Source organism: Rhizobium centroccidentale, from assembly GCF_030182565.1.
Classification (GTDB): Bacteria; Pseudomonadota; Alphaproteobacteria; order Rhizobiales; family Rhizobiaceae; genus Rhizobium.
In genome coordinates this window covers 59,334-78,568 of record NZ_JAQJCG010000013.1, presented here as the reverse complement: position 1 = coordinate 78,568, position 19,235 = coordinate 59,334, and the positions used below count along the sequence as shown (strand labels likewise).

23 protein-coding genes are annotated in these 19,235 nt (G+C 59.8%); 9 read left to right on the top strand and 14 right to left on the bottom strand.

Features of this window, described 5'->3' with window-relative positions:
* Positions 1 to 23: 23 nt before the first annotated feature.
* The 4 genes from PH562_RS18050 to PH562_RS18035 form a co-directional block, all read right to left on the bottom strand.
* Positions 24 to 371 carry a DUF6881 domain-containing protein gene (locus tag PH562_RS18050; protein WP_350223777.1) on the bottom strand — a complete coding sequence of 116 codons (348 nt, stop codon included), beginning with the start codon at positions 369 to 371 and terminating at the stop codon, positions 24 to 26.
* Positions 372 to 446: 75 nt separating this feature from the next.
* Positions 447 to 1,118 carry an outer membrane protein gene (locus tag PH562_RS18045; protein ID WP_285174441.1) on the bottom strand — a complete coding sequence of 224 codons (672 nt, stop codon included), beginning with the start codon at positions 1,116 to 1,118 and terminating at the stop codon, positions 447 to 449.
* A 314-nt stretch (positions 1,119 to 1,432) separates the two neighbouring features.
* Entirely contained in the window at positions 1,433 to 2,131 is a 699-nt protein-coding gene (locus PH562_RS18040) for a L,D-transpeptidase (protein WP_285174440.1), read from the bottom strand.
* Between the two features lie 219 nt (positions 2,132 to 2,350).
* Positions 2,351 to 3,133: a L,D-transpeptidase gene (locus PH562_RS18035; protein ID WP_285174439.1), complete on the bottom strand. Its 783-nt coding sequence runs from the start codon at positions 3,131 to 3,133 to the stop codon at positions 2,351 to 2,353.
* A 302-nt stretch (positions 3,134 to 3,435) separates the two neighbouring features.
* Between PH562_RS18035 and PH562_RS18030 the strand changes: the two genes are divergently transcribed.
* Both PH562_RS18030 and PH562_RS18025 read left to right on the top strand, forming a co-directional pair.
* Positions 3,436 to 4,065, top strand: coding sequence for a DNA-3-methyladenine glycosylase I (locus PH562_RS18030; RefSeq protein WP_113232116.1), 630 nt, complete (start codon positions 3,436 to 3,438; stop codon positions 4,063 to 4,065).
* Positions 4,062 to 4,586: a hypothetical protein gene (locus PH562_RS18025; protein ID WP_285174438.1), complete on the top strand. Its 525-nt coding sequence runs from the start codon at positions 4,062 to 4,064 to the stop codon at positions 4,584 to 4,586. The genes PH562_RS18030 and PH562_RS18025 overlap by 4 nt, the downstream gene beginning before the upstream one ends.
* A 3-nt stretch (positions 4,587 to 4,589) precedes the next feature.
* Here PH562_RS18025 and PH562_RS18020 read toward each other — a convergent pair whose 3' ends face one another.
* Positions 4,590 to 5,294 (bottom strand): HAD family hydrolase, encoded by a 705-nt coding sequence (locus tag PH562_RS18020; protein ID WP_113232114.1) that lies wholly within the window; start codon positions 5,292 to 5,294, stop codon positions 4,590 to 4,592.
* Between the two features lie 318 nt (positions 5,295 to 5,612).
* On the opposite strand from PH562_RS18020, the gene PH562_RS18015 reads away from it, so the two are divergent.
* Positions 5,613 to 6,665 (top strand): aldo/keto reductase, encoded by a 1,053-nt coding sequence (locus PH562_RS18015; RefSeq protein ID WP_285174437.1) that lies wholly within the window; start codon positions 5,613 to 5,615, stop codon positions 6,663 to 6,665.
* Positions 6,666 to 6,713: 48 nt separating this feature from the next.
* On the opposite strand, the gene PH562_RS18010 is transcribed toward PH562_RS18015, so the two are convergent.
* On the bottom strand, positions 6,714 to 7,739 hold the full coding sequence (locus PH562_RS18010) for a zinc-dependent alcohol dehydrogenase family protein (protein ID WP_285174436.1): 1,026 nt from the start codon (positions 7,737 to 7,739) through the stop codon (positions 6,714 to 6,716).
* Between the two features lie 110 nt (positions 7,740 to 7,849).
* Here PH562_RS18010 and PH562_RS18005 point away from each other — a divergent pair, with 110 nt between their 5' ends.
* Positions 7,850 to 8,749 carry a LysR family transcriptional regulator gene (locus tag PH562_RS18005; RefSeq protein WP_285174435.1) on the top strand — a complete coding sequence of 300 codons (900 nt, stop codon included), beginning with the start codon at positions 7,850 to 7,852 and terminating at the stop codon, positions 8,747 to 8,749.
* A gap of 20 nt (positions 8,750 to 8,769) precedes the next feature.
* Here PH562_RS18005 and PH562_RS18000 read toward each other — a convergent pair whose 3' ends face one another.
* Positions 8,770 to 9,066, bottom strand: coding sequence for a YciI family protein (locus PH562_RS18000; protein ID WP_285174434.1), 297 nt, complete (start codon positions 9,064 to 9,066; stop codon positions 8,770 to 8,772).
* 84 nt (positions 9,067 to 9,150) lie between these two features.
* On the opposite strand from PH562_RS18000, the gene PH562_RS17995 reads away from it, so the two are divergent.
* Positions 9,151 to 10,035, top strand: coding sequence for a LysR family transcriptional regulator (locus tag PH562_RS17995; protein WP_285174433.1), 885 nt, complete (start codon positions 9,151 to 9,153; stop codon positions 10,033 to 10,035).
* Positions 10,036 to 10,074: 39 nt separating this feature from the next.
* Here PH562_RS17995 and copM read toward each other — a convergent pair whose 3' ends face one another.
* The 4 genes from copM to relB all read right to left on the bottom strand — a co-directional run bounded on the left by copM (position 10,075) and on the right by relB (position 11,448).
* Complete coding sequence (gene copM, locus PH562_RS17990) at positions 10,075 to 10,443, bottom strand: CopM family metallochaperone (RefSeq protein ID WP_285174432.1); 369 nt, start codon at positions 10,441 to 10,443, stop codon at positions 10,075 to 10,077.
* Between the two features lie 71 nt (positions 10,444 to 10,514).
* Positions 10,515 to 10,892: a hypothetical protein gene (locus PH562_RS17985; RefSeq protein ID WP_285174431.1), complete on the bottom strand. Its 378-nt coding sequence runs from the start codon at positions 10,890 to 10,892 to the stop codon at positions 10,515 to 10,517.
* A 75-nt stretch (positions 10,893 to 10,967) separates the two neighbouring features.
* Positions 10,968 to 11,237: a type II toxin-antitoxin system RelE family toxin gene (locus PH562_RS17980; RefSeq protein WP_083258161.1), complete on the bottom strand. Its 270-nt coding sequence runs from the start codon at positions 11,235 to 11,237 to the stop codon at positions 10,968 to 10,970.
* Positions 11,221 to 11,448, bottom strand: coding sequence for a type II toxin-antitoxin system RelB family antitoxin (gene relB / locus PH562_RS17975; RefSeq protein WP_069612387.1), 228 nt, complete (start codon positions 11,446 to 11,448; stop codon positions 11,221 to 11,223). The genes PH562_RS17980 and relB overlap by 17 nt, the downstream gene beginning before the upstream one ends.
* A gap of 174 nt (positions 11,449 to 11,622) precedes the next feature.
* Between relB and hisS the strand changes: the two genes are divergently transcribed.
* The 3 genes from hisS to hisG all read left to right on the top strand — a co-directional run bounded on the left by hisS (position 11,623) and on the right by hisG (position 15,155).
* On the top strand, positions 11,623 to 13,146 hold the full coding sequence (gene hisS, locus PH562_RS17970; protein ID WP_285174430.1) for a histidine--tRNA ligase: 1,524 nt from the start codon (positions 11,623 to 11,625) through the stop codon (positions 13,144 to 13,146).
* Between the two features lie 195 nt (positions 13,147 to 13,341).
* Positions 13,342 to 14,460 carry an ATP phosphoribosyltransferase regulatory subunit gene (locus PH562_RS17965; RefSeq protein WP_285174429.1) on the top strand — a complete coding sequence of 373 codons (1,119 nt, stop codon included), beginning with the start codon at positions 13,342 to 13,344 and terminating at the stop codon, positions 14,458 to 14,460.
* Positions 14,460 to 15,155 (top strand): ATP phosphoribosyltransferase, encoded by a 696-nt coding sequence (gene hisG, locus PH562_RS17960; protein ID WP_113232103.1) that lies wholly within the window; start codon positions 14,460 to 14,462, stop codon positions 15,153 to 15,155. The genes PH562_RS17965 and hisG overlap by 1 nt, the downstream gene beginning before the upstream one ends.
* 73 nt (positions 15,156 to 15,228) lie before the next feature.
* Here the strand turns inward: hisG and PH562_RS17955 are convergent, their stop codons facing one another.
* A complete protein-coding gene (locus PH562_RS17955) occupies positions 15,229 to 15,672 on the bottom strand; it encodes a DoxX family protein (RefSeq protein ID WP_285174428.1) in 444 nt (147 codons plus the stop codon).
* A 213-nt stretch (positions 15,673 to 15,885) separates the two neighbouring features.
* On the opposite strand from PH562_RS17955, the gene PH562_RS17950 reads away from it, so the two are divergent.
* Positions 15,886 to 16,593: a glutathione binding-like protein gene (locus PH562_RS17950; protein WP_285174427.1), complete on the top strand. Its 708-nt coding sequence runs from the start codon at positions 15,886 to 15,888 to the stop codon at positions 16,591 to 16,593.
* A gap of 57 nt (positions 16,594 to 16,650) precedes the next feature.
* Here the strand turns inward: PH562_RS17950 and PH562_RS17945 are convergent, their stop codons facing one another.
* Positions 16,651 to 17,109, bottom strand: a complete 459-nt coding sequence (locus PH562_RS17945; RefSeq protein WP_285174426.1) for a hypothetical protein — start codon at positions 17,107 to 17,109, stop codon at positions 16,651 to 16,653.
* A 472-nt stretch (positions 17,110 to 17,581) separates the two neighbouring features.
* Complete coding sequence (gene groL, locus PH562_RS17940) at positions 17,582 to 19,222, bottom strand: chaperonin GroEL (RefSeq protein ID WP_113234049.1); 1,641 nt, start codon at positions 19,220 to 19,222, stop codon at positions 17,582 to 17,584.
* Between the last annotated feature and the right edge of the window lie 13 nt (positions 19,223 to 19,235).

Here is a 19,235-nt window from a genome sequence, read left to right as displayed (position 1 = left end):
GGTTTTCCGTCCGGAATTGCGTACTAATGCAACTTGTCCGGCGTGGGCAGGCGATGAGCCTGCCATTCGACTTCGAACCGATCGGCGGCAATGCGTGTCATGCTGATGCGCTCTTGGCCCTCTTCGAAGAAGATGCCGTCTACCAAGCCGGCAATACTATCGTAAAACGAGCCTTCGACCAGGCTGGCGATCCGCGGCATTTCACGTCCGACTGGAGTAAAATCGACAATCGACATGCATTGCCGGCGACCATCGGCAAACACGTCGATCAGTCGCGGAACATCGCCGGCGACATCGACCTCGTAATAAACCATGACTGGCTCCTCGCTTTCCGGATGGATCCAGTCACATCGGTAGTAGAAAAAGCTCATGGCTGAAACATAGCACAAGATCCCCCAAGTCTGAACCGGTTTGAGGGGTCGATTGCGACTTCAGCGTGAATGACGTCAGAAGTTGAACGAGACGCCGAAGTCGAGAGCGTGGGTGAAAACCCTGGTCTTCAGCGTGTCGCCGCTATCGATCGAGACGTTGTTCACGAAGTTGTAGTTGCCCTTGTATTCGATAAAGGTCGACCAGTGCTTGGCGAATTGATAGCTGACGCCCGCCTGCGCCTGCAGCGAAGCACCGCCGAACTGATAGTCGAAGGTCGTACCGGAAGCGCGGGTGACTTCGACGTGCGGCACGTTGATACCGGCGCCGAGGCCGACATAGGGCGTCCAGTTTCGGCTAGGGTCCTGGAAGCGGTAGAGCGCGTTCAGCGTCAGCATGTTCAGGCCGTCTGTGAACTCGAAATGCGACCAGCCGGGCGTATTGCCGAGATCGCCATAGACTTTCGCATGGGTATAATCGAGCGACACGCCCCAGTTCGGCTTGTCGAACTCGTCAAGCCACCAGATGCCGCGGAAGCCGAAATAGGGCGGCATCTTGAAGGATTTGCCGGACCAGTTAGGGTCGAAATCAGCGCCGTCCGACGTGGTCACATTGCTGCCTGTCGCGCCCTGTATGCCGCCGTAAGCTGAAAATTGCATCTCTGCCGAGGCAGAGCTTGCGGCAAATATGAATGCGGAAGTCGCAAGCGCGGCGAATGCCGGCTGCTTGATGCGAAATGCACGATGCATATGAAATCCTCGGATGCCAAAGTGCCGCTATCTAAACGCGCTTCCATGACACTTCTATTGCAGTCATGGATAGTCAAGCACGGCTTAGGCGGGAAAACTGACGGCAAACTGAAGGCAGCGGGCCGCTTTTCGGCGATGCGGCACGATAAGTGCCGAGTTGTAACACTGGCGCAACAGCGTCCTTACTCCAGCCTGCAGGCAATAAGCTGTTGCAAGTGATGCGAGCGCTCCGATCTCGCATAAATGGTCATGCCATCGTTCGGAGCGCCCGTTATGCCGCTGCCTGATTCGGGTAAGACAGAGAGGCGGCTTTTTCAGCCGCCGAACAGGGTCCTCAGCACATCGACGCCGCGATCTTGATAGCTGACCTCGCCCTGCTTATTGCCGGGGCCAACGACGATGACCTTGGTGCCCACAGGAACGCGGTCGTAGAGATCGATCACGTCCTTGTTCATCATGCGGATGCAGCCGGAGGACATGTTGAGGCCGATGCTCCATGGCTGGTTGGTGCCGTGGATGCGGAAGGCGGTGTCGTCGCCGTTGCGATAGAGATACATGGCGCGCGCGCCGAGCGGATTGTCCTCGCCGCCTTCCTGATAGGCCGGCAGCTTGTGGCCCTTCTTGCCTTCGCGCACGATCATTTCCGGCGGCGGCGTCCAGCCGGGCCATTCCGCCTTGCGGCCGACCTTGACGACGCCGGACCAGCCGAAACCATCGCGACCGACGCCGATGCCATAGCGTCTTGCGCGGTTATTGCCTTCGACGAGGTAGAGATACTTGTTGTTGGTGTCGACGATAACGGTGCCCGGCTCCTCGTTCGTCGCCAGCCGCACCATGCGCCGCTGGAACTGCGGCTTCACCTGGCCCTGCGGGTCCATCGCGACCCGGATCACATCGCCGCGCGTGGCTGGCGTCGCATAGGGTGCTGAGGCGGTAAAGGCCGCTGCGTTCGATGCTGTAAGAAGACACGCCGCGACGACACCTGCCGTCACGATCGACAATGCTGCTTTCATAATTGGCATTCCCCTCGTTGAATCCGGTAGGAAATTACCGGAACCAACGAAGGGATCAAGATCAAAATACCCGATAAGGAGAATGGTCTGGAAGAACCAGCCTCTCTTCTATCGCGGATCAGACTATAGTCTGAACTATAGTGGCGGGCCGTCCGGTGCGCCGAATACTGCTCCCTCGATGGGATAGTATCGCCGCACAGGTCCAGCGGTCATTAGAAATTACATGACGGTGACGCGGGTGCCGACCTTCACGCGGTTGTAGAGGTCGATGACATCTTCGTTGCGAAGGCGGATGCAGCCGGACGAGACGGCACTGCCGATCGTCCAGGGGGCGTTGGTGCCATGGATGCGATAGAGGGTGGAGCCCAGATACATGGCGCGGGCGCCGAGCGGATTGCCTTCGCCGCCTTCCATGTGCGCCGGCAGATAGTGGCCCTTGGCGGCTTCGCGCGAGATCATCTCGGCGGGCGGCGTCCAGTCCGGCCATTCCTGCTTGCGGGTCACGGTATGGGCGCCCGCCCATTCGAAGCCGGGCTTGCCGACGCCGACGCCATAGCGCCGTGCCTTGCCGCCATCCATCACCAGATAGAGAAAGCGGTTATTGGTGTCGATGATGATGCTGCCGGGCTTTTCCTTGGTCTGGTAGTCGACGATCTGCGGCAGGAACTGCGGATCGATCTGGCCTCGGACTGCCGGATATTGAGGGTGGGCCATGGCGACCTGCTGCACGATCGGGCGCGCAAACAGCCCGCGCGGCTGCACGACTTGGCGCACCTGCGGATTGGCCTGCTGCTCCATTCTGGGATCGGCGGCGCGGCGCGCCATCGGGCGGGGATAGACGACCGGCTGCACGTTGCCGCCGCCAAGCTGCATCACCCACGGGGCTGTTAGATCGGGACTGACGATGACGGGCGGGCGCGACTGATAGCGATCGTCGGCAAAGGCGTTGGCAGCAAGCAGGCTCAGAGCGCCCGCGGCAAACAGGACGGCATGTTTCATCATCGGACAAACTCTCTACACATGGGCCGAGGATGGGCGCGAAAGCGCCCGGTCGAAACAATGGTGCCACTTGCACGCGAGCGAATGGTAAACATCTATTCATCAAAATGCCGCGAAGCCGATAAAGCTTTGTCAGGGTTACCGCTTGGTTTGGAAAGATGGTTTGCAAGTGGTAAATCATGAATCGGAATGCGCGATCGTCGAAGTCAGCCTATGAATTTAAGCATTTGATTGATCTCAATTTATCCGATAGTGGCTTACCGGTTTCCGGTGGCGCGTGCTGAAATAGGGGACGAATCGCGAAAATGGCCGAAACGGGCATCATCACCGGCGAAGATGGCAAGGACCGCTGCTTCTGGCACGGCAATCTGCCGGAATATCAGCGCTATCACGACGAGGAATGGGGTCGGCCTGTTGTCAACGACATCAGGCTGTTCGAGAAGATCTGCCTCGAAGGCTTCCAGTCGGGCCTGTCCTGGCTGACGATCCTGCGCAAGCGCGAGAATTTCCGTGCCGCTTTTGCGGGCTTCGATTTCGAGAAAGTCGCCAAGTTTGGCGAAGCGGATATCGAACGCTGCCTCGCCGATGCCGGCATCATCCGCCATCGCGGCAAAATCGTTTCCACCATCAACAATGCCAACCGCGCCATCGAGCTGCGCGACGAATTCGGTTCGCTCGCCCGCTATTTCTGGAGCCATGAGCCGAGCGTTGCCGAGCGCCCGGAGATCTTCGATCTTGCCCATCTTCGCGCCAATCCGACGACGGCGGCTTCGGTGCGGATTTCGAAGGATCTGAAAAAGCGCGGCTGGACCTTTGTCGGCCCGACCACAGTTTATGCATTCATGCAGGCCATGGGCCTCGTCAACGATCACATCGAGGGCTGCTATTGCCGGAAAGAGGTGGAGGCGATGCGATGTGCATTGGTGCGGCCATGAGAGCTGCGCTTCTCGGTCTTTCGCTGACGATCTTTGCGCTGTTCAGCGCCACAGCCCATGCGCAAAGTGATACTCAGCAACAACAGCTGCCGCAGCTCGACCGTGGTGAAAAGCTTGAGAAGATCGCTCTGCCGGCCGTTCTCGAGAGGCTGACGGGCTGGACGAAGTTCGGCAAGGGCAAGGTCTACACACTGCCGCTGAAGAAGGGCCAGCATGTACGGATCACCTTCAGCTCGAAGAGCAAATATGCCTACATGGCGATCTTCGACCTCTCGTCGAGCGAGGACGAATCCTTCTTCGGCACGGATGAAGACGGCAACACCGCCGACGTCACCGTCAATGAGGATACGACCTGGCTGATCAAGCCCTATTACTCGCGCGTCACGCGCCGGCGCGGTCTCGGTGCGCCATACGAGATCCTCATCGACCCCAATCCGCCGGCCGTGCAGCAGGCGCCGGCCGATCAGCAGAAAGATCAGGGACCGATACTGTTTCCGCCGCGTTCGAAGCAGGGACAGTAAGGGTCACTGCAACGTTTCGATCACGCCATGCAGCTCGCCGAGATGACCGATCTTGCGAAAACGCGGCGCTTCGGTCGGCTCCTCGACATGCTCGAACGACCATGTAAGCTCGTGCGGCACGAAGACGCCGTAGCTGCCGGCGGCAAGCGCCGGCACGATGTCCGATTTCAGCGAATTGCCGATCATCATCGCCCGTTCCGGCCCGTCGCCGACCTTGGAGAAGATGCGGCGATAGGTCGACGCGTTCTTGTCCGAGACGATCTCGACCGCATCGAAAAGGTCGCCGAGCCCGGATTGGGCGAGCTTGCGCTCCTGATCGAAAAGATCGCCCTTGGTGATCAGCACCAGCAGATACTTTCCCGACAGCGCTTCCAACGTCTCGCGCACATGCGGCAGCGTTTCGACGGGATGGGCGAGGAGATCGCGGCCAATATCGAGGATCTGCGCGATGACGGTCGCTGGCACTTCGCCCTCCGTGATCTCTATAGCCGTTTCGATCATCGAGAGGGTGAAACCTTTGATGCCGAAACCGTAATGGCGGAGGTTGCGCTTTTCAGCCTCCAGTAGCCGCGCGGCAATGACATCGCTTGCGGCGTGATCGGCGAGAAGTTCGGTAAATTGCAGCTCCGTCAGCCGGTAGAATTGCTCGTTCTGCCAGAGCGTGTCGTCGGCGTCGAAGCCGATCGTGGTCAAAGGGCGTTGCGTCATCGGTATGTCCGTTCTGCGCATGATATGAAGGCTGGAGTCTAATCCGCGCCCAGCCGGACGCAAGAGCCAGTCGGACGCAAGAGCATGCGTCGGTCACCGCATCGTGATCGGTCCGAGGTCTCGTGTTGAAATCGATTTCCGGTGCATTATGTGCTTGTTGTCTCGATCGCCGCGGAGCCAGAGCCCGGCCTCGACGACCGTCTTATGATCTCCCCAGGGCAGCCCCGACTGCGGCTGTCGTGCCGAGGCCAATTCAGCGAAAAGATAGCGTTCACCGGCGGGAAGAGTCTTCCGGCTGACCACAAGGGAATTTCTCCTATGCGTTACAATCAACTCGGCAATACCGGCCTGTTCGTCTCCGAACTTTGCCTGGGCACGATGACCTTCGGCGAAGCCAATCCCAACAACAGCCTCTGGGGCTCCATTGCCGACGTCGACCAGGCGCTGGCGGATAAGATCGTCGAAGGCTCGCTCGCGGCCGGCGTCAATTTCATCGACACCGCCGACGTCTATTCCTTCGGCAATTCCGAAAAGCTGCTCGGTCAGGCCCTGAAGAATCTCGGCGTTCCCCGCAAGGATGTCGTCGTCGCCACCAAGGTCTATGGCGTCATGGGCGACAAGCCGAACGATCGCGGCGCCTCGCGCGGCCATATCATGGACTCCGTGCAGGCGAGCCTCGATCGCCTGCAGACCGACCACATCGACCTCTATCAGATCCACGCCACGGATACGGTAACCCCGATCGACGAGACGCTGCGGGCGCTGGACGATCTCGTTTCGCGTGGCCTGGTCCGCTATGTCGGCGTCTCCAACTGGCAGGCCTGGCGCATTGCCAAAGCGCTCGGCATTTCGGAACGCCGCGGCTTTGCTCGCTTCGAGACGGTGCAGGCCTATTATTCCATCGCCGGCCGGGATCTCGAGCGGGAGATCGTGCCTGTCATGGCTGAGGAAAAGCTGGGGCTGATGGTCTGGTCGCCGCTGGCAGGCGGCCTGCTCTCTGGCAAGTATGGTCCGGGCGCTCCCGGCAATGGCGAGGGGCGGCGTGCGAGCTTCGATTTCCCGCCCGTCGACAAGGACCGCGCCTGGGCCTGCGTCGCCGCCATGCGCGAAGTGGCGGAGAAGCACGGCTCCAGTGTGGCTACTGTGGCGCTTGCCTGGATCCTGGCGAAGCCCTTCGTCACCAGCATCATCATCGGAGCCAAGCGTCTCGATCAGCTCGATCAGAATCTGGCGGCCGTCAAGCTGAAGCTCGATGCCGAAGATATGGCCAAGCTCGATGAAGTCAGCGCGCTAGCGCCCGAATATCCCGGCTGGATGCTGACCCGCCAGGGCGCCCAGCGCGTACCGCAGCCCTTCGAGCCGAAGGTTTGATATCATGCAAAGCCGGGCCGCAGCCTTTCGCGGCGGCCCGGCTTTACGTCAAAGCTCGATGACGATCTTGCCGAAGGGGCCGCGATCGAGATGATCGAAGGCGGCAGCTGCCTCGCCGAGTGCATAGCGATGATCGATGACGGGCTTCAGGCCGATGCTGTCGACCGCGTGCACGAAATCTTCGAGCGAGCGGCGATGGCCGACGCCGATGCCCTGCACGGTGGGGGACTTCAGCAGCAGCGGTGCCACCGGACCGGAGATGTCGAAGCCTTCGAGGACACCGATGACGGAAATCCGGCCATGAGGCGCCACCGCCTTCAGGGACTGGCCGAAGTTCGGCCCGCCGGCAATTTCGATGATATGGTCGATGCCCCGATCGTTGGTGAGACGATAGACTTCCTCCACCCAATCGCTTTTGCTGCGGTCGATGCCGTGATGAGCGCCCAAAGCCTTGGCCCGCTCGAGCTTTTCCCGTCCCGATGAGGTCACGAAGACCTCGGCGCCCTGGGCCGCGGCGATCTGCAGCCCGAACAGTGCCACGCCGCCCGTTCCCTGCACCAGCACGCTGTCACCCGGTTTGACCTTGCCGCGTTCCACCAGCGCAAACCATGCCGTGAGACCGGCACAAGGCAAGGTGCTCGCCTCGGCATAATCGAGGCTCTTCGGTGCCGATACGAACCAGTCCTCCGGCATGGCGATATATTCCGAGAGCACGCCGGGATAGAACCCGCCAAGCGTCTTGTAGGGAGGTGTGCGGGCATCGCCGAGCGGCTTGCCGTCGATCCAGCCGGGGTGGAAGGTCGAGATGACCCGATCTCCTGTGGCAAATCTGGTCACGCCGTCTCCCACCGCTTCGATGACGCCCGCCATATCGGAAGCCGGCACGAAGGGAAATTGGATCGGAAGACCCATGCCGGTCTCGCGCACGAGCTTGTCGCGATAATTCAGAGAAACGGCCTTGACCCGCACAAGAACCTCGCCGCGCGCGGGCGAGGGAATTGCGGTTTCCGTCAGATTCAAAGGCGCGCCGACGGCAATCTTATCGAGAGTCCAACGCTTCATGGTCTTCGTCATCATGATCTCCTGAGAGGAATTGAAAGCAATGGATAGAGCATATCGTTGCTTTCTGGTCGCCAGTGGCGATATTATTTCCGCTAACTGGTTCCCCAAAGGAAGCAATCGTCATGAATGACATGCTCAACGGCATTCCCGAATTCGTGCAGGCGGTCGAAGCCGGCGGCTTTTCGGCCGCGGCGACGCGCATGAATCTCTCCCGCTCGGCGATCGGCAAGACCATCGCCAAATTGGAGCGGCGCCTGAATGTGCGCCTGTTTCACCGCACCACCCGCATGCAGAGCCTCACCGACGAGGGGCAAGCTTTTTACGAGCGCTGCCGCCGGGCGCTGGACGAGATACAGTCCGGCGAAGCCATGCTGGAATCGGGTAAGCGCGAGGTTACCGGACGTCTGCGCATCTCGATGCCTGTCCTTTTCGGCCGCCGCTGCGCTGCTCCGCTGCTGCTGGAATTGGCGCGTATCCACCCCAAGCTTGAACTCGACCTTTCCTTCAGCGATCGCGTGGTCGATCTCTTCGACGAGGGCTTCGATCTCGCCATTCGCAACGGCGTGTTGCGGGACGAAGCCGGCCTTGCCGCCCGCAAGATCGCCCTCCATCGCATGACGCTATGCGCCTCGCCGGATTATCTCGCTGCCAGAGGTACGCCCCAGACCATTGCCGATCTCGATAGCCACGATCTCGTGATCTATGCGAGATCGGGGGAAGCCAAAAGGTGGACCTTCCTGCAGGGCGACGGTGCAGCCGTCGACTATTTTCCGCAGACGCGGTTGCGTCTTGATGACCTGGAGGTCATTGCGGATGCGGCCGCCGCCGGAATGGGCATTGCGTGGCTGCCCTGCTGGCTGGTGCGGGGCTATGTGCACGCGGGCAAGCTCATGCCGGTGCTCAATGTCTCCAGCCGGCCCGTCAACATCTATGCCGTCTGGCCGCAGGTGCCGCAGCTTTCGCTGAAGATGCGCATGGTCATCGACCTGCTCGCCGCGCGCCTGCCTGACGTCATGGACTGAGCATGTGATGATGCCTCCGGTTAAAGGAGCGCGCCCTCCGCAAATACCTGGTTCCATCTGAAGACCTGCACGGATTTGCGCAGGCCTGCCGCCCAGAACGGATCTTCCTTCACCAGACGATCGACGGTATCGGCTGTCTCCGCTTCGACAAGCCAGAGGCCGCCGGCAAAAGCGTCGACCTCCCGGCTGAGTGGTCCAGCCGTCCTGATGGAAGCGGCATTCGCCTCTAGGAAGGCGAAGTGACGCGGCAGATATTCCTTGCGGATCGTGGCGGCGTTTTGTTGATCGTCCTCGAACAGGACTGCGAATAGGGGCATCGTCATCTCCTTGCTGGATATTCCCAGTCTAAAGCTGCAATAATACCGATACATGTGGTAAGTTTGCCGTCAGGAGCTGCAAAATTGCACGATATCGATTGGAACGATCTGCGCCATGTTCTGGCGTTCGCGCGGGGTGGATCCCTTGCCGCTGCCGGCAGGGTGCTCGGGACGGATGCGACGACGGTCGGTCGCCGCCTGCGCATTCTAGAGAAACGCCTCGGCACGACGCTGTTCTCGCGCGATGGAGGTGGTGCCCTATTGCCCACGCCAGCGGGCGAGATTGCGGTGGCGAAGGCCGAGACGATTGAGGCCGAAGTCATGGCGCTGTCGGGCGCGTTGGATGCGACCGATCCCATGGCACTCGGCAAGGTACGCCTCACGGCGGCGCCATCCTTCATCAGCCGGCTGTTGATCCCCTCGCTGCCCAGTCTGCTGGCGCAACATTCCGGCCTGCAATTGGAACTCATCGGCGATTCCAGAAATTTCAATCTGACCCGACGCGAGGCGGACATGGCACTGCGCCTCGCAAGACCTGCCGATATGACAAACGGCAAAGTCGTCGCCAGGCGGATCGCGACGCTGGACTATGCCGTCTATGTCGCTGCCGGGCAGGAGAGGCATGCGGAAGATTTGCCCTGGATCATCTATGAAGAGGCAATGGCGCATCTGCCGCATGCCCGCTGGATTGCCGCACAGGCGGAAAAGTCAGGTCGTTCCAGCCAGCTTGTAGTCAACGATGCCGAGGCTCTGCTGCAGGCCGCGGCTGCAGGATTAGGTCGCGCGCTGCTGCCGAAAATCCTGGCCGAGAATGTGGGAGGTCTTTGCCGCATCGATAGCGGTGACAGCAATCTGCCGGTGCGAGAGATGTGGCTGCTGAAGCATGCCGAGCTTCGTCCGCTCGTGCGCATACGCGCCGTTTCCAGTTGGTTGGATGGGATCTTCCGCCGTCCGCATCCGGAACGGTGAGAGAGGCGGCATGGATACCGCCCCTCATTATGGGGTGAATTACTTGCCGTGCTTCTGCAGCCAGGCTTTCATTTCCTTGATCTCGGCTTCCTGCGCGGTAACAACGGCCTCCGCCAGTTTGCGCAGCTCGGGATCTTTTCCGTATTTCAGCTCGATCTTCGCCATGTCGATCGCGCCCTGATGATGCGGGATCATGCCGCGGACGAAATCCGCATCGGCGTCGCCGCTGTAGTGGATCATCATGTCCTTGTGCATCTTGCCCATGGCATCGTTGAACGCCTTGCTGGAGGCGCTCTGGTCGCCCATCGGCTTGCTCATGTCCATGCCCTTCATGTCGTCGGCAAAGGTGGGAAGGGTGAGGGCAAAAGCAAATACGCTGGCGAGGATCAGCGATCTTGAAGTAGTCATAGATATTCTCTCCGTTTCAGGACGGTATCAGATTTGAGCGGCAACGCTCGTCGATTGAATGCAGGATATCGTCAGATGAAACGGGGAGGAGGTGCTGCCGGCTGCGGCAGGGAACCAGCAAGACGCTGTCCGGGCTCTGGCGCCGGATAGGAGAAGGCGTGTTTGCCACCTTCGACCGCAAGGGTCGGCATCAAGGCAATGCAGGCGGCACAGGACGCCACATGCGCCATGCCACCGGCGCAAGGGTTTTGCGGCTTCTTTTGCTGGGGCTCGGCCATGTTGGCATGGCCCGCCATGTCAGGCATATCGGTTATGCCATCATGTATGCTCATGGTTGATGCGGCGGGAATTGCGGTGACGGAATCGCAGATAGAACAGTTCGCCAGCGCCGGCATGGCACCGTAGAACAGCCAGGCAATCACCATTGTCAGGATCGCAAAGAAACGCATGCAATCAACATAGGATGAAGCGAGTCCGGCGCCAACCCGCCATTTTCCGGTATTGTTCCAAATCCAAAATTACGCCTAACGATAGACGTCGCGACGGTTTCCGATTTCGATAACAAGCACAACCAAGCGGCTATCCTGCAGGTCGCAGATAATTCGGTAATCGCCGACTCGATAACGCCAGTAATTCCCCAACCGCGCACCCTGCAGAGCATCGCCAACCTGACGGGGATCATGCAAAGTGGCGAGACGTTCCTCGAGAAAGCTCCTTATTCTCTTGCGTGTCTCTGGATTGAGTTTTTCGACAAATTTGCGAGCAGATCGCGCATACTCAATCGTCCATGCCACGCCAGAATTCCTCGGAGCTTACGACCTCGTCTTCACCGTTCTTAATCCGCTCCATGGCGCGTTCTGCTAAGTATACGTCTTCCATTTCGTCCAAGTGCGCCTCAACGGCTTGACGAATGTAGAAGGTTGCGGTCCGGCCCGTTCGCGTGGCCAGAGCCTGCAGGCGCTCATAGGTTTCATCTGGCAGACGGATGGCGGTTTGTTTGCTCATCAAGATGGCCTTGATAGGAATTGGGATGCGCGTATCCCAAAGATACATCTTTCTTGTCCGTCTGTCATCCGTCATTTGTCGGTTTTGTCGGCCGCTAACTTATAACAATCCTTGCCGCATTCGGCCCAATCCGCTAGTTAACCGCGACTGTTTCCATACCGGATTACCCTAGAGATGAGCGACAAACAAAAGAAACCGCAGAAGCTCAAGGCCCGCCTGCCGCGCGGCTTTGTCGATCGTTCGGCCAGCGACATTCGCGCCGTCAACGAGATGACCTCCAAGATCCGTAGGGTATATGAGCATTATGGTTTCGATCCTGTCGAAACGCCGCTGTTCGAATATACCGATGCGCTCGGCAAGTTCCTGCCCGATAGCGACCGGCCGAATGAAGGTGTTTTCTCGCTTCAGGATGACGACGAGCAGTGGATGTCGCTGCGCTATGACCTGACGGCGCCGCTTGCCCGGCACGTCGCGGAGAATTTCAACGAGATCCAGCTTCCCTATCGCACCTATCGCGCCGGCTACGTCTTCCGCAACGAGAAGCCGGGTCCGGGTCGCTTCCGCCAGTTCATGCAGTTCGACGCCGATACCGTCGGCGCGCCGGGCGTGCAGGCGGATGCCGAGATGTGCATGATGATGGCTGACACGCTGGAAGCCTTGGGCATAAAGCGCGGCGACTATGTGATCCGCGTCAACAACCGCAAAGTTCTCGACGGCGTGTTGGAAGCCATCGGCCTCGGCGGCGATGACAAGGCTGCCCAGCGGCTGAATGTGCTGCGCGCCATCGACAAGCTTGACAAGTTCGGCTCGGAAGGCGTGGCGCTGCTGCTCGGCCCCGGCCGCAAGGACGAGTCCGGCGACTTTACCAAGGGTGCGGGTCTCGACCAAAGCCAGATCGAGAAGGTGCTCTTCTTCGTCGGCATCAAGAACTATGCGGAAAGTGCGGGTCAGCTTGCCGAGCTCGTCGCCGGCACGTCCAAGGGCGGCGAAGGCGTCGAGGAGTTGAATTTCATCGGCAGCCTCGTGACCAGCGCCGGCTATCAGTCGGATCGTATCAAGATCGATCCCTCCGTCGTACGCGGCCTCGAATATTATACCGGCCCGGTCTACGAAGCCGAGCTGCTGTTCGACGTCACCAACGAGAAGGGCGAGAAGGTCGTCTTCGGTTCGGTCGGCGGCGGCGGCCGTTATGATGGGCTCGTCTCGCGCTTCATGGGTCAGCCGGTGCCTGCTACCGGCTTTTCCATCGGCGTGTCGCGCCTGATGACGGCGCTGAAGAACCTAGGCAAGCTCGGCACGGACGAAGTGATCGAGCCGGTGCTCGTCACCGTCATGGACGGCGATGTCGATGCCATGGGACGCTACCAGCGCTTCACGCAGCAACTGCGCGCCGCCGGCATCCGCGCCGAAATGTTCCAGGGCAATTGGAAGAAGTTCGGCAACCAGTTGAAATACGCCGACCGCCGCGGCTGCCCGATCGCCATCATCCAGGGCGGCGACGAGCGTGCCCAGGGCGTCGTGCAGATCAAGGATCTGATCGAGGGCAAGCGCCTTTCCGGCGAGATCGAGGACAATGCCAGCTGGCGCGAAGCCCGTGTTGCGCAGGAAACCGTGCCGGAGGCCGAACTGATCGAGAAGGTCAAGGCTATCTTGGCGGCACAGGCGGAAGACCGGAAGAGGGCGCTCGGCAATGTCTGAGTGTGTCGAGCAGTCTCGTTTTCTCCTTCTCCCCTCGGGGAGAAGGTGGCCCGAAGGGCCGGATGAGGGGGGCTCTGGGCTCACGCGAGCTATTCGTACGTTGGCGCTCAGAATCCTCGTCCCTTCGTTCCTCGGCCCCCTCATCCGCCCTGTCGGGCACCTTCTCCCCGTCGGGGAGAAGGGGAGAATAGCCCCATGCCCCTGATTAACCTCCCGAATTTTGCCAGCGATCTGCTGGACGAATTCTCCGTCCGCGGGACGGAGCGGGTGGATACGCCCATCATCCAGCCGGCCGAACCGTTTCTCGATATGGCCGGCGAGGATCTTCGCCGGCGCATCTTCATGACCGAAAGCGAAACCGGCGCCAGCCTTTGCCTGCGCCCGGAATTCACCATTCCCGTCTGCCTGCGCCATATCGAGACCGCCACCGGCACGCCGAAGCGCTATTCCTATCTCGGCGAGATCTTCCGCCAGCGCCGCGAAGGCGGCCATGAATTTTACCAGGCCGGCATCGAGGATTTGGGTGATGGCAATACGGCGAACGCCGATGCCCGCGCCATCAGCGATGCCATCGGTATCCTGGATCGCGTGGTGCCCGGCAAGCCGTTCTCCGTGACACTTGGCGATCAGGCCGTGTTCGAGGCTGTCGTACAGGCGCTCGGCTTGCCATCCGGTTGGCAGAAGCGGCTGATCCACGCTTTCGGCAACATGATGCAGCTCGAAACCTTGCTGGCGCATCTTGCAAGCCCGCAGCCGGTCACAGGGCTCGATGCCCATGTGCTCGATTTCCTGAGCCGTGGCGACGAGCAGGGGCTGGTCAGGCATATCGACGCCACCATGCACGCGACCGGCTATTCGACCAACGCCAGCCGCTCGCCGCAGGAGATCGCCCGCCGCCTTCGCGAGAAGCTGGTCTTATCGGAAACGCGGCTCGACGATGCGGCCTTCCGCGTGCTGGAGGAGTTTTTGTCCCTGAGCGTGCCGCTTTCGGATGCCTCCGCCGCACTGGCGGGCTTCGCCGACGCGGCAGGTCTGAAGCTGGGCAGGGCCTTGGAAAGCTTCGATGCCCGCGTCGCGGCATTGGCCTACGCCGGTGTCGACGCTTCCAAGATCGACTATCGTGCTGCCTTTGGTCGCCCGCTCGACTACTATACCGGCCTCGTCTTCGAGGTGACGGTGGAAGGGTCGAGCGCGGTGCTCGCCGGCGGCGGCCGCTTCGACCGGCTGATGACCCTGCTCGGTGCCAAGAACCATATCCCGGCTGTCGGCTTCGCGCTTTGGCTCGACCGTATCGAAACCGCGAGGGCAGCCTGATGACCATCACGATAGCGCTTCCTTCCAAGGGCCGGATGAAGGACGATTGCGCCGCGATCTTCGAGCGTGCCGGAATGCCGATCGTCGCCGTCGGTAACGATCGTTCCTATCGCGGCCGTGTCGAGGGTTGGGACGGAGTCGAGATTGCCTTCCTGTCAGCCTCGGAAATCTCGCGAGAGATCGGCAATGGCAGCGTCGATTTCGGCATTACCGGTGAAGACCTCGTACGTGAGGGCATGGCGGAGGCCGATCGCCGGGTCGAATTCTGCGCTAGGCTCGGTTTCGGTCATGCCGATGTCGTCGTCGCGGTGCCGGAAATCTGGCTCGACGTCGATAGCATGGCCGATCTCGGTGATGTCGCAGCCGATTTTCGTGCCCGTCATGGTCACAGGCTGACAGTCGCGACGAAATATTGGCGGCTGACGCAGCAGTTCTTCTCCAGCCAGCACGGTATACAGCTCTATCGCATCGTCGAAAGTCTTGGTGCGACGGAGGGGGCACCTGCTGCCGGCTCGGCCGATATCATCGTCGACATCACCTCCACCGGCTCGACTCTGAGAGCGAACCATCTGAAGATCCTGTCTGATGGCATCATCCTGCGCTCGGAGGCTTGTCTGGTGCGCGCGCGCAAGCCGAGTCATGAAGGCGATCCGATGGTTGAGCGCATCATATCAGCCGTGCGCAGTGCACTCTGATTTCCCAAACATTTGACGTAAAAAGGCCCGCCGGAATTCCGGCGGGCCTTTTGTCTTGGGAGATAGGCAGCACTTAGGCGGCTGCGTAGGCACCGCGGCGAGCGTCGACCGAGTAGACGCCTGCGCCGTTGGTGGCGAGCATGATGTAGGCGCCGGCGAGCGTGATGTTCTTTAGGAAGTTCACGAAGTTCAGGCCATTGATCCACCCATTCGCCGCAGCCGGGAAGTCCGGAACATTGACGGTCGGCAGATGAAATACGATGCCGGTGAAGACGCAGAAGGCGGCGAGCAGCCAGCCGACGATGCGGATCTGGAAGCCGATGAGGACGCAGACGCCGGTGACGAATTCGAAGGCGCCGGCAAGATAGGTGAGCAGCGTTGCGGCTGGCATACCAGCGCCGGCAATCATGCCCGCGGTGCCGGCCGGATCCGTCAGCTTGCCGAAACCGGCGAAGATGAACATGAAGGCGAGCAGGATGCGCGCCACAAGAATGATGATGTTGTTGGTGTTGGACATGACAGTCTCCGGTAAATTCACTTGGGATCGGGTGGCGACAATTTCTGAAGAAAGATATTCGTGATTTTCGAGGAGTTGAAAAGATAAACAACTGCATACAATTAGTTCACAATCATTGAACAATGATCCGCTTAGATCGCTCTTCCCATACGAGCCGTATCGGCTATTGTGGCGCCAAATCAGTTGTCAAATCATGGTTTTCAGGAGCAGCCCATGGCCGATCTGTCGTCCTTTCCGATCACGAAGCGCTGGCCTGCCAGCAATCCGGATATCATCCAGCTCTATTCCCTGCCGACGCCGAACGGTGTCAAAGTCTCGATCGCTCTGGAGGAACTCGGTCTGGCCTATGAGCCGCATCTGATCTCCTTCGGCACCAACGATCAGAAATCCCCGGAATTCGTTTCGCTGAACCCGAACGGCCGCATTCCTGCAATCATCGATCCCAATGGCCCCGACGGCAAGCCGATCGGTCTTTTCGAATCCGGTGCGATCCTGGTCTATCTGGCGGAAAAGACTGGAAAACTCATTCCGAGCGACGCAGCCGGGCGCTACGAGACCCTTGAATGGGTCTTCTTCCAGATGGCAGGTGTCGGTCCCATGTTCGGCCAGTTTGGCCATTTTTTCAAATTTGCGGCCGAAAAGGTCGCCAATAACCCCTATCCGGTCGAGCGTTATCGCGATGAGGCCAAGCGCCTGCTCAGCGTTCTGGAGAACCGCCTGCAGGGGCGCGAATGGATCATGGGCGATGAATACACCATCGCCGACATCACCACGTTCCCCTGGGTTCGCGGCGTCGACGTCTTCTATGGTGGCCGCGAGGTTCTGGAGTTCGAAAGTTTCCCCTCGGTCATGGCCTGGCTGGACCGCGCGCTTGCGCGTCCGGCAAGCCAGCGCGGTCTCAGCATTCCGAAGCGGGATTGATCACGTTAGGCCCGATAGCTGGTTGGGTGAATTCACCCGACCAGCATCGACAGCTGTTTACTGCCGGGTGGCGAGCTGGCTGCCCGGTTCCAGCTTGAAGCGTGGAAACAGGAAAACGCCGACCATGCTGCCGGCATGCTGCTTGTCGGCAGCAACGGATTCGCCAACGCAAAAGACCGGCTGACGATGACCGCCTGCGCCGAGCATCGTCGTCGAATAGCAGAAGCACGAATTGGCCGTAGCCGCCTGCTCGAAAAGATCGAGGATACGGGCCCGATCCTGCAGGTCATAACAATACATGAGGCTCAGCAGGCCGCATTCCGAGGAACTCAGCCCATGCAGCATTGTGCCCCACTGCCCAAGTTTGATGATGCCGCTTGAAAGATCGCCCGTCCATCCCTCGGAAATACAGAACTGAGCCAAAAGATCGGGGTCATGGCCCTCGAACTCCAGCGAGCCCGGCGCAAACGGTGCGGAAAAATTGGCCTTGGCAATCTTGAACAAGATGATCCCCATTTGAGCGCCAGGTCCCCCCTCGCGCTGTATCCAAATTCCCAGGCGTCTTCCGGATGGAATGTCTTCCCGTATGCCGCATCCGATGAAAGGCAGGGCATTCGGTTCTGCTGCTTCCATTTTCTGTCATGCTTGTTCCGGCTTGGTGATCCAAGCTATGAAGTCATTTCAAGTAAAAAATCCAGACGCCTCTCGATCCTTAAGATCATAAACATGCGTGGGTGCCGATTAATCGTGCCGAATGTAAGTAAAATTTGCGTTCATTGCAGCTAACCCTCTAAAATCGCTGCGCTGCGATTTATAAGAGCTTTTTTGAAAACGGCAATGGGGCAATTTGCGTAAATTTGCGCTACCGCAAGACTTGGCGGCTTGGGACCGAAGTCATAAGGGCTAAAAACGAAAAGGGCGACCCGAGGGCCGCCCTTCGTCAATTCCGAATGTCGGATTGAACAAATGTACTAAGGCTGAGGCCTTATCACATCATGTCCATTCCACCCATGCCGCCCATACCGCCCGGCATGCCAGCAGGGGCATCCTTCTTCGGCAGTTCGGCGATCATGGCTTCGGTGGTGATCAGCAGCGAAGCAACCGAAGCTGCGTTCTGCAGAGCCGTGCGGACAACCTTGACCGGGTCGACGATGCCCATGGCGATCATGTCGCCATATTCAGACGTCTGGGCGTTGTAGCCATAGTTGTCTTCGTTCTTGTCGAGAACCTTGCCGACAACGATCGAAGCTTCATCACCAGCGTTTTCAGCGATCTGGCGAACCAGCGACTGCAGGGCGCGGCGAACGATGTTGACGCCGGCTTCCTGATCCTGATTTTCACCCTTGGCAGTGATCTTCGTGGAGGAGCGCAGGAGAGCGATACCGCCGCCCGGTACGATACCTTCCTGAACGGCAGCGCGCGTCGCGTTGAGAGCGTCGTCGATGCGGTCCTTCTTTTCCTTCACTTCGACTTCCGTCGAGCCGCCAACGCGGATCACGGCAACGCCGCCAGCGAGCTTGGCAAGACGTTCCTGCAGCTTCTCGCGGTCGTAGTCGGAGGTGGTTTCTTCGATCTGAGCCTTGATCTGGGCAACACGGCCTTCGATGTCGGACTTGGCGCCAGCGCCGTCGACGATCGTGGTGTTTTCCTTGGAGATCGAAACCTTCTTGGAACGGCCGAGCATGTCGAGGGTGACGGACTCGAGCTTGATGCCGAGGTCTTCGGAGATGACAGTGCCGCCCGTCAGGATGGCGATGTCTTCCAGCATGGCCTTGCGGCGGTCACCGAAGCCCGGAGCCTTGACAGCAGCGATCTTGAGGCCACCGCGCAGCTTGTTGACGACGAGGGTCGCGAGAGCTTCGCCTTCGACGTCTTCAGCGATGATGAGGAGCGGCTTGCCGGTCTGAACGACGGCTTCGAGAACCGGAAGCATGGCCTGCAGGTTCGAGAGCTTCTTCTCGTGGAGCAGGATGAACGCGTCTTCGAGGTCGGCGATCATCTTTTCCGGGTTGGTTACGAAGTAGGGGCTGAGGTAGCCGCGGTCGAACTGCATGCCTTCGACGACTTCGAGTTCGGTTTCGGCGGTCTTGGCTTCTTCAACCGTGATGACGCCTTCGTTGCCGACCTTCTGCATGGCTTCAGCAATATCGAGACCGATCTGCTTTTCGCCGTTTGCGGAGATCGTGCCGACCTGGGCAACTTCTTCCGAGGTGTTGATCTTCTTGGCCTTGGCCTGGAGATCCTTGACGACTTCTGCAACGGCGAGGTCGATACCGCGCTTCAGGTCCATCGGGTTCATGCCGGCCGCAACAGCCTTGGCGCCTTCGCGAACGATCGCCTGGGCGAGAACGGTTGCAGTGGTGGTGCCGTCACCGGCGACGTCGTTGGTCTTCGAAGCGACTTCGCGGACCATCTGGGCGCCCATGTTTTCGAACTTGTCTTCGAGTTCGATTTCCTTGGCGACGGAAACGCCGTCCTTGGTGATGCGCGGAGCGCCGAAGGACTTGTCGATAACGACGTTACGACCCTTCGGGCCGAGCGTGACCTTCACTGCGTCAGCGAGGATGTCGACGCCACGAAGCATCTTTTCGCGGGCGCCGCGGCCGAATTTTACTTCTTTAGCTGCCATGTTTGAAACTCCT

Coding starts and splice junctions, on each gene's coding strand:
- PH562_RS17950 (WP_285174427.1), top strand. CDS start 15,886: ATGGCCGATCTGTCGTCCTTTCCGATCACGAAGCGCTGGCCTGCCAGC.
- PH562_RS18030 (WP_113232116.1), top strand. CDS start 3,436: ATGGCCGAAACGGGCATCATCACCGGCGAAGATGGCAAGGACCGCTGC.
- copM (WP_285174432.1), bottom strand. CDS start 10,443: ATGACTACTTCAAGATCGCTGATCCTCGCCAGCGTATTTGCTTTTGCC.
- PH562_RS18015 (WP_285174437.1), top strand. CDS start 5,613: ATGCGTTACAATCAACTCGGCAATACCGGCCTGTTCGTCTCCGAACTT.
- PH562_RS18040 (WP_285174440.1), bottom strand. CDS start 2,131: ATGAAAGCAGCATTGTCGATCGTGACGGCAGGTGTCGTCGCGGCGTGT.
- hisG (WP_113232103.1), top strand. CDS start 14,460: ATGACCATCACGATAGCGCTTCCTTCCAAGGGCCGGATGAAGGACGAT.
- PH562_RS18005 (WP_285174435.1), top strand. CDS start 7,850: ATGAATGACATGCTCAACGGCATTCCCGAATTCGTGCAGGCGGTCGAA.
- groL (WP_113234049.1), bottom strand. CDS start 19,222: ATGGCAGCTAAAGAAGTAAAATTCGGCCGCGGCGCCCGCGAAAAGATG.
- PH562_RS18050 (WP_350223777.1), bottom strand. CDS start 371: ATGAGCTTTTTCTACTACCGATGTGACTGGATCCATCCGGAAAGCGAG.
- PH562_RS18025 (WP_285174438.1), top strand. CDS start 4,062: ATGAGAGCTGCGCTTCTCGGTCTTTCGCTGACGATCTTTGCGCTGTTC.
- relB (WP_069612387.1), bottom strand. CDS start 11,448: ATGAGCAAACAAACCGCCATCCGTCTGCCAGATGAAACCTATGAGCGC.
- hisS (WP_285174430.1), top strand. CDS start 11,623: ATGAGCGACAAACAAAAGAAACCGCAGAAGCTCAAGGCCCGCCTGCCG.
- PH562_RS18020 (WP_113232114.1), bottom strand. CDS start 5,294: ATGACGCAACGCCCTTTGACCACGATCGGCTTCGACGCCGACGACACG.
- PH562_RS18035 (WP_285174439.1), bottom strand. CDS start 3,133: ATGATGAAACATGCCGTCCTGTTTGCCGCGGGCGCTCTGAGCCTGCTT.
- PH562_RS17985 (WP_285174431.1), bottom strand. CDS start 10,892: ATGCGTTTCTTTGCGATCCTGACAATGGTGATTGCCTGGCTGTTCTAC.
- PH562_RS17955 (WP_285174428.1), bottom strand. CDS start 15,672: ATGTCCAACACCAACAACATCATCATTCTTGTGGCGCGCATCCTGCTC.
- PH562_RS18000 (WP_285174434.1), bottom strand. CDS start 9,066: ATGCCCCTATTCGCAGTCCTGTTCGAGGACGATCAACAAAACGCCGCC.
- PH562_RS17965 (WP_285174429.1), top strand. CDS start 13,342: ATGCCCCTGATTAACCTCCCGAATTTTGCCAGCGATCTGCTGGACGAA.
- PH562_RS18010 (WP_285174436.1), bottom strand. CDS start 7,739: ATGACGAAGACCATGAAGCGTTGGACTCTCGATAAGATTGCCGTCGGC.
- PH562_RS17945 (WP_285174426.1), bottom strand. CDS start 17,109: ATGGGGATCATCTTGTTCAAGATTGCCAAGGCCAATTTTTCCGCACCG.
- PH562_RS18045 (WP_285174441.1), bottom strand. CDS start 1,118: ATGCATCGTGCATTTCGCATCAAGCAGCCGGCATTCGCCGCGCTTGCG.